General features: G+C 74.8%; 7 protein-coding genes. 5 read left to right on the forward strand and 2 right to left on the reverse strand.

The window, feature by feature from the left end; all coding sequences use genetic code 11:
• Nucleotides 1–1,453 (forward strand): ATP-dependent helicase C-terminal domain-containing protein (locus tag ETD85_RS58145; RefSeq protein WP_276617419.1); only part of this gene is annotated, 1,453 nt, incomplete at its 5' end.
• Nucleotides 1,450–2,127: a hypothetical protein gene (locus tag ETD85_RS58150; protein WP_138698390.1), complete on the forward strand. Its 678-nt coding sequence runs from the start codon at nucleotides 1,450–1,452 to the stop codon at nucleotides 2,125–2,127. The genes ETD85_RS58145 and ETD85_RS58150, both read left to right, overlap by 4 nt.
• Here ETD85_RS58150 and ETD85_RS58155 read toward each other — a convergent pair.
• Nucleotides 2,117–2,440, reverse strand: a complete 324-nt coding sequence (locus ETD85_RS58155; protein WP_206059553.1) for a hypothetical protein — start codon at nucleotides 2,438–2,440, stop codon at nucleotides 2,117–2,119. The two genes, ETD85_RS58150 and ETD85_RS58155, sit on opposite strands and share 11 nt — an antisense overlap.
• Nucleotides 2,441–2,496: 56 nt before the next feature.
• Between ETD85_RS58155 and ETD85_RS58160 the strand changes: the two genes are divergently transcribed.
• Together ETD85_RS58160 and ETD85_RS58165 are read left to right on the forward strand one after the other, a co-directional pair.
• The gene (locus ETD85_RS58160) at nucleotides 2,497–3,939 is read left to right on the forward strand and encodes an amidase (RefSeq protein ID WP_138698391.1); all 1,443 of its coding nucleotides are present in this window, start codon (nucleotides 2,497–2,499) and stop codon (nucleotides 3,937–3,939) included.
• Nucleotides 3,940–4,059: 120 nt separating this feature from the next.
• Nucleotides 4,060–5,385 (forward strand): MFS transporter, encoded by a 1,326-nt coding sequence (locus ETD85_RS58165; protein ID WP_240780106.1) that lies wholly within the window; start codon nucleotides 4,060–4,062, stop codon nucleotides 5,383–5,385.
• Nucleotides 5,386–5,390: 5 nt separating this feature from the next.
• Here ETD85_RS58165 and ETD85_RS58170 read toward each other — a convergent pair whose 3' ends face one another.
• Nucleotides 5,391–6,212 (reverse strand): helix-turn-helix transcriptional regulator, encoded by an 822-nt coding sequence (locus ETD85_RS58170; protein ID WP_170247426.1) that lies wholly within the window; start codon nucleotides 6,210–6,212, stop codon nucleotides 5,391–5,393.
• 105 nt (nucleotides 6,213–6,317) lie between these two features.
• Between ETD85_RS58170 and ETD85_RS58175 the strand changes: the two genes are divergently transcribed.
• Complete coding sequence (locus ETD85_RS58175; protein ID WP_138698394.1) at nucleotides 6,318–7,643, forward strand: FAD-binding oxidoreductase; 1,326 nt, start codon at nucleotides 6,318–6,320, stop codon at nucleotides 7,641–7,643.
• Nucleotides 7,644–7,667 lie beyond the last annotated feature (24 nt).

Here is a 7,667-nt window from a genome sequence, read left to right on the forward strand (position 1 = left end):
GGGCCGGGCGGGCCGGCAGGCTCCCGGCACGGTCTACCGGTGCTGGGCGGCGGCCGAGCACGAGCGGCTGGCCGCCTACGCGCGGCCCGAGATCGCGCTCGCCGACCTGACCGGGTTCGCGTTGCAGGCGGCCTGCTGGGGCACGCCGGGCGCGACCGGCCTCGCCCTCCTGGACCCGCCGCCGGCCGCCGCGATGTCGGCCGCCACCCGTACCCTCGAAGTTCTCGGAGCCGTAGACGCCGATTCCCGGGTGACCGGGCGCGGGCGGCGGATGGCGCTCGCCGGCGTGCACCCGCGCCTGGCCAGGGCCCTGCTCGACCTCGGGCCGCGCGCCGCCGAGGTGGTGGCCCTGCTCTCGGAGCAGCTCCCGCGCACGGCGGGCGACGACCTCGCCGAGATCTGGCGCGCGGCCCGGCGCGGCGGCGACGGCTTCGCCGCCCGCTGGCGCCAGGAGGCCAGGCGCCTGCGCCGGGCCGCCGGTTCGGGCGAGCACGAGGTGCCCGACGACGCGCTGGCCGGGCTGGCCGTGGCGCTGGCCTTCCCCGAGCGGGTGGCGCACCGGCGCGGCGGCGGCTACCTGATGGCCTCCGGCACCCAGGCCCAGCTCGCCGACGGCTCCAAGCTCGGGACCGCCCCCTGGCTGGCCATCGCGATCGCCGACCGGCCGGCCGGCTCGGCCTCGGCCCGCGTCCGGCAGGCCGTGGTGATCGACGAGGCCACCGCCAGGCTCGCCCTGCCGGTCACGACGGAGGACGAGATCACCTGGCGCGTCCCTCCGGGCGAGCGCCGCGGCGACGTGTCCGCCCGGCGGGTCGAGCGGCTGGGCGCGATCGAGCTGTCGGCCACCCCGCTCAGGAACGCCGACGTCCGCCCGGCCATCCTGCACGGGCTGCGCACAGAAGAGGTCCTGACCTGGACGAAACCGGCCAAGGATCTCAGAGACCGCCTGGCCTTCTGTCATCGCGCGATCGGCGACCCCTGGCCCTCGATGGACGCGCTCGCCGACCTGGCCGGCCAGTGGCTCGAACCCGAGCTGTCCCGCGCCCGCAACCGCGCCGACCTGGAGCGCATCGACGTGGCCACGGCGCTCAGGCGCCTCATCCCGTGGAGCGAGCGCCTGGAGGTCGTCGCGCCGGAGCGCATCGAGGTGCCGAGCGGCTCCCACGTCCGCGTCGACTACTCCGGCGAGGGCGAGCAGCCGGTGCTGGCGGTGAAGCTGCAGGAGCTGTTCGGCTGGGAGAAGACACCCGAGATCGCGGGCGTGCCCCTGCTGGTGCACCTGCTGTCGCCCGCCGGTCGCCCGGTGGCCGTGACCACGGACCTGGCCTCGTTCTGGCGCGATGGCTACCGCTCCGTACGCGCTGAGCTGCGCGGCCGCTACCCCAAGCACCCCTGGCCGGAAGACCCGCTCACCGCCGCGCCCACCCGGCGTACGAACAGGACCCACAAATGATCACCGCAGCGGCCCGCGACAACGCCGAGTGGTGCGACCTGGTGTGCCGCGCCCACGGCACTCCGGGCGTCTTCACCGGCCGGGCCTGGACCAGCCCGGTCCGGACCCCGCCCTTCTACCCGGACGCCGTCACCCTCGCCCCCGGCGCGACGGCGGCGGACGTGCTCGGCTTCATCGACACCGGCTCGGGCGCCTCGGTCAAGGACAGCTTCGCCACGCTCGACCTGCCGGGCTTCGACGTGCTGTTCGAGGCGCAGTGGATCCACCGTCCCGCGACGGGCCCCGCGCGGGAAACGGGCCCGGCGCGGGAGATCGGCGCCGCGCTCGTCTGGGAGGTGGTGGACGCGGCCGGCCTGCCCGCCTGGGAGCAGGCGTGCTTCGAGGGCGAGGTGACGGGCCTGTTCCGCCCCGCGATCCTCGACGAGGCGACGGTCCTGCGCGGGCGGATCGGCGACGACGTCGTCTGCGGCTCGGTGCTCAGCCCGTCCGGGCAGGTCGTGGGCGTCTCGAACGTCTTCGGCCGCGACCTGGACGCCGCCTGGTCCGGCACGCTGTCCATGGCCGCCGCCCTCTTCCCCGGCCGCCCCCTGGCCGGCTACGAGAGCGACCCGGAGGCCGCCCTGCGCCACGGCTTCACCACGATCGGCCCGCTGCGGGTGTGGCTCAAGCCATGAGATCGCCGAGCGCCGGGTGGTCCAGAACCGGATAGGACCCGGCGCCGACCCCGAGGTCCTTGAACCCGCCCTCGCCCAGCGTGGGCGCCTCCAGCGGCGGCAGCAGCGGGGACCACCGCGCGATGTCGGTTCCCGGCTCCTGGTCGAACAGCGCGGGATCCACCCGCGCGTAGTCGTAGCCGACCTCCAGCGGATAGGCGATCTCGTCGGTGCTGGTCTTGGGACAGCCGCGCGTCAGCGGCGGGAACAGCGGAAACTCCGTCGCGGGATCGCCCAGGGAGCGCTGGCGGGTGGCGAGCGAAGGTCCATCCACGTGGGAGAAGTTCATCTAGCCTCGCAACAAAGAGTGAAAACCTGCACACTCTAGACATGTTGTGGGCAGGCAGGTCCGCTGCCGAGATCGCGACGGCCGTCCGGCAAGGTGAGGTGACGGCCACGACCGTCGTCGAGGAGCACCTTCACGCCATCTCGGTGCGGGATTCCAAAGTAGGGGCCTTCCGGCTGGTCAGAGAGCAGGCCGTGGACGAGGCGCAGGCCGTGCAGAAGCGGCGCGACCTCGCGGACCTGCCGCTGGCCGGGGTGCCGGTGGCGGTCAAGGACAATCTGGAGGTGGCGGGCGAGGCCACGCGCGGCGGCTCCGCCGTGACGGCGGACGTGCCCGCGCCGCGGGATCACGAGACGGTGGCGCGGCTGCGCGCGGCCGGCGCGGTCGTCGTCGGCCTGACCAATCTCCCCGAGCTGGGGCTCGTCGCGTTCGGCGACAGCGCCTACGGCATCGTGCGCAACCCGTGGAACCCCGCGCGTACGGCCGGCGGCTCTTCCTCGGGCAGCGCCGCGGCCGTGTCGGCGGGCATGGTGCCGATCGCGCTCGGCAACGACGGCATGGGCTCGCTGCGCATCCCCGCGGCGTGCTGCGGCGTGCTGGGCTTCAAGCCGGGCACCGGCCGGGTGCCGCCGCCGGCCGACGACTGGGACCGGCTCACCGAGAACGGCCCGCTCGCCACGACCGCGCAGGACCTGGCCCTGATGCTGTCCGTGCTGGCCGCGGACCCGTCGCTGGCCGAGGCGTGGCGCGGCGGCCGGCGGGTCGAGCCGCGGCCTCGCATGCTGCGCTCGGTCTGGGCGGACGACGACGAGGTGTGGGAGCAGCCACCGCCGCAGGACAGCCCCGAGCCGTTCGACCTGCGGGTGGCGTACGCGCCCCAGCCGCTGCCGGTCGGCCTGCCCATGGACAGGGAGTTCCAGGCCGCGGTACGCGCGGCGGCCGAGACGCTGCGCGTGGCCGGGCACACGGTGGTCGAGCACGGCCGCAGGCTGCCCGCCTGGCTGGGCCCCGCCACCGTCGCCACCTGGCTCACCCGGGCCGCGAAGTCGGCGGACGGCCTGGACCGGCACCGCCTCGAGCGCCGCACCCGCGCGCTCGCCCGCGCGGGCCGCCTGCTGGCCGCGCTCAAGCTGGACGGCGTACGGAGCCGCGAGCGCTGGAGCGGGTGGGGGGCCGACCAGTGGTTCGGCGACGCCGACGTGCTGATCATGCCCGCGCTGGCCGCGGTGCCGCCCAAGGCGGAGCGCTGGGGCGAGCGCGGCTTCGTGCGCAACGCGTCGGCCAACATCAGGTACGCCCCCACCGCCGGCCCCTGGAACATGTGCGGCTGGCCGGCCATCACCGTCCCGGTGGCCACGCACTCCACCGCGCTGCCCATCGGCGTCCAGCTCATCGCGCCGCCCGGCGGGGAGCCGCAGCTCCTGGGCCTGGCCGCCCAGCTCCAGGCAGTCCACCCGCCGCTGCGCCCGCCCGGCTTCTCCATCTGACCCGGCGGGCTGAGCCTGCACCTGGCAGGTGTACCTCCAGCAGGGCGCTGGTCGCCCGCACGCCCCGGGCACAGTCTGGCCCGCATGACGGATCAATCTCTTGGGGCCCGCGGATGGCTCGTGCTGATCACTTTGTGCGGTGCGACGTTCATGACGGGGCTCGACTACTCGATCATCACGGTCGCCCTTCCCGAGATCGGCCGGGAGCTGGGCTTCGCCACGCGGGGTGACCTGCAATGGGTGGTGACGGCCTGCCTGCTGCCGACGGCCGCGCTGATGCCGCTGTTCGGGCGGGCGTCGGACGTTGTGGGACGGCGCAGGCTGTTCGCGGTCGGTGTGACGGCGTTCACCGGCTTCTCCCTGCTCGCGGCGCTGGCCCCGATCCCGGCGGTGCTGGTCGGCGCCAGAGCCGGGCAGGGCGTGGCGGCGGCCATGATCGGCCCGACCGCGCTGGCCCTGATGACCACCGCCTTCCCCGAAGGTCCCCAGCGCACCAGGGCCATGAGCGTAAACGGCGCGCTGCTGTCGCTCGGCTTCGTGGCGGGGACCATCGGCGGCGGGCTCGTCACCAGCGGGCTGAGCTGGCGCTGGACCATGCTGATCCTGGCCGGCATCGGCGCGGTCGTCCTGACGGGCGCGCTCACCGTGCTCCCGCGCGCCGGCGGGCGCGGGAGCGCCAGGCTGGACGTGCCCGGCGCGGTGCTGGCGGGCGCGGGGCTGTTCGCGCTGGTCTATGGCATCTCGACGCTCGGCTGGGCGACGGTGGCGCTGGCCGTGCTGCTGCTCGGGGCGTTCCTCGCGGTCGAGTCCAGGCACTCGGCCCCGCTGGTGCCGCCGCGGCTGCTGCGCCGCCCCACCGTGGCGTGGGGGATGGCGGTGGCGCTGGTCACCTTCGCGATGTGCGGCGGGGCGACGCTGCTGCTCAGCGTCTACATGCAGGACGTGCTCGGGTGGTCGGCGCTGCAGACCGGGCTCGGGTTCCTCGGCGAGGGGGTGGCGGCGCTGGCCGCCGGCGGTGTGGCGGCCCGGCTGATCGGCGCCCGCGGCACCCCGGCGGCGGTCGCGGCGGGCCTGGCCGTGCAGGGCGCGGGCACGGCGGGGATGCTGCTCCTGCCCGGCTCAGGAGGGCTCGGCCTGCTGCTGGTCACCTCGGCGGCGATGGGGTTCGGCCACGTGCTGACCGTAGTCGCGGCCATCACGACGATCATGTCGGGGCTCGACGAGGCCGACCAGGGGGTGGCCGGCAGCCTCGCGCAGCTTCCGACGTTCGTGGGGGCCGTCGGGGTGGCCGGCCTGACCGCGATCGTGGCCGCGCACGCGGATCTGCTGGACGGGCTGCACACGGCGTTCCTGACGGCGGGCGCGGTGGCCCTGCTGGGCGCGCTCGCCGGCGGCCTCCTCCTGCGCCGCGCCGTCACCTCGGCACCCACGGGAGCGGAGTCGTGAACGCCTCAGAGGCGGCGGAGCAGGGGTTCGGCCGCCGGGTCCGGGTGGAAGATCACCACTCCCTGCCCCTCGTCGTCGGGCGTGCGCAGCAGCTCGGCGGTCAGCGTGATCACCCCCAGCTCGGGATGCCGGTAGCCCCGCGAGATCGAGGCGCAGTTGCTCACGGGATGCTCCGCCCACATGGCCCTGAACTCCGCGCTGCCCGCCGACAGCTCCTCGACCAGCTCCCGCAGCTCCTCGTCGCCGGGGAAGCGGCTCATCGACCCCCGCAGGTACGCGATGTCGTCCCTGGCCTTGCTCTCCCAGTCGACGTAGGCGTCGCGGTAGCGGTCGTCGAGAAAGTCCAGCCGGGCGAAGTTGGGCCGCGGCCAGCGCTCCGGCGCGTCAAAGGGGAGGTGCGCCGTGAAAAGGGCGTGGGCCGGCCGGTTCCAGGCCAGCACGTCCGCCCGGCGGCCCACCGCCCAGGCCGGCACGTCGGTGAAGGACTCGACCGTCCGCTTGATGCCCGGCCTGAGCACCTCGGGCCGGGCGGGCTCGGGCGGCCGGGCGGCGGCGCGGGCCAGGCGGTGCAGGTGGGCCCGCTCGTCGTCGTCCAGCCGCAGCACCCTGGCGATCGCGTCGAGCACCTCGGCGGAGACGTGGGGGCCCTGTCCCTGCTCCAGCCGGGTGTAGTAACCGACGCTGACGCCCGCGAGCGGCGCCAGCTCCTCCCTGCGCAGCCCCGCCACCCGCCGGTGCCGTACGCCGGGCGGCAGCCCCACGTCCTCCGGCGTGAGCCGGCCGCGCCGCGACCGGAGGAACTCGCCGAGTGCCGAACTTGGATACATGCCCCACCCATAACTGTTCGTTATCGCATCCATAAGATCTATCTCTTTGACGCATACCCGCAGCTCCCGACACCCTGGAGAGAAGCGTCAAAAGGGATGAACTCCATGAAATCCATAATCCACCGCAATAGCCAGCTCTATGACACGGAGCGGGCCGGGTTCCAGCGGCTCGCCCTGCACGAGCCCGACCTCGTCGTCCCCGCCGCGAGCCCGGAGGACGTGCGGGAGGCCGTGGCCCACGCCGCCGCCGCCGGACTGCCGGTCGCCGTCCAGGCCGCCGGCCACGGCCTGCCCGTCCCCGCCACCGAGGGCCTCCTGATCAACACGAACCGGCTGAGCTCCGTCACCGTCGATCCCGTCACCGCCACGGCCAGGATCGAGGCGGGCGCCAGGTGGCACCAGGTCATCGCGGAGGCGGCCCGTCACGGCCTGGCGCCGCTGTCCGGCTCGTCCCCCGGCGTGGGCGCGGTCCCGTACACGCTGGGCGGGGGTCTCAGCCTCATGGCCAGGCCGTACGGCTACGCGGCCGACCAGGTGCGCGCCATCGACGTGGTCACCGCGGACGCCGAGCCGCGGCACGTCACCCCCGGCGACGACCTGCACGGCGACCTGTACTGGGCCCTGGTCGGCGGCCGGAGCAACTTCGGCGTGGTCACGGCCCTGGAGATCGGCCTCGTCCCGGTCGAGCGGATCTACGGGGGCGCGCTCTACTTCGACGCCGGCCACGCGGGAGAGGCCCTGCGCACGTGGGCGGCCTGGACGGCCTCGCTCCCCGACGAGATGACGTCGTCGATCGCGATCATCCCCTTCCCCGACGCGCCGCAGGCCCCCGAGCGGTTCCGCGGCCGGACGGTGGCCACCGTCCGCATCGCGTTCACCGGCGGGGCGGAGGAGGGCGAGGACCTGGTGCGGCCCCTGCGCGCGATCGGCCCCCGGCTGGTGGACACGGTGGGCGTGATGCCGTACACCGCCTCCGCCTCCATCCACGACGACCCCACGGAGCCGGCCGGGTACTACGCCACCCACTCGGTGCTGCGCGAGCTGCCGCCGGCGGCGGTGGACGCGCTGCTGGACGTGACGGGCTGCGTCGTCGAGGTCCGCCACCTCGGCGGGGCGCTGTCCAAGCCGCAGTCGTACCCGAACTCGGTCGGCAACAGGGACGCCGGCTACAGCGCGAGCCTGCTGTCGCCCGGCCTGGCCCCCGGCACTGACACGACCGCCCTGCGCCCCGCGCACGACCGGGCCCGGGACGCGCTCGCGCCCTGGTCCACCGGCGGCCGCCTGCTCAACTTCCTGTACGGCGAGAACGCCACCCCCGAGGAGGTGCGCAGGGCGTACGAGCCGGCGGACTACCGCCGCCTGGCCGAGCTCAAGGCCGAGTGGGACCCGCGGAACATGTTCCGCCTGAACCACAACATCCCTGTCTCTTAAACACAGCAGACGCGGCCGCCGCTG

Origin of the sequence: Nonomuraea zeae (assembly GCF_005889725.1) — a bacterium.
In the GTDB taxonomy this organism is placed as follows: domain Bacteria; phylum Actinomycetota; class Actinomycetes; order Streptosporangiales; family Streptosporangiaceae; genus Nonomuraea; species Nonomuraea zeae.

What these genes read in the sequence shown, in the direction of transcription:
- ETD85_RS58150 (WP_138698390.1), top strand. Translation starts at nt 1,450, where the DNA reads ATGATCACCGCAGCGGCCCGCGACAACGCCGAGTGGTGCGACCTGGTG.
- ETD85_RS58160 (WP_138698391.1), top strand. Translation starts at nt 2,497, where the DNA reads ATGTTGTGGGCAGGCAGGTCCGCTGCCGAGATCGCGACGGCCGTCCGG.
- ETD85_RS58170 (WP_170247426.1), bottom strand. Translation starts at nt 6,212, where the DNA reads ATGTATCCAAGTTCGGCACTCGGCGAGTTCCTCCGGTCGCGGCGCGGC.
- ETD85_RS58175 (WP_138698394.1), top strand. Translation starts at nt 6,318, where the DNA reads ATGAAATCCATAATCCACCGCAATAGCCAGCTCTATGACACGGAGCGG.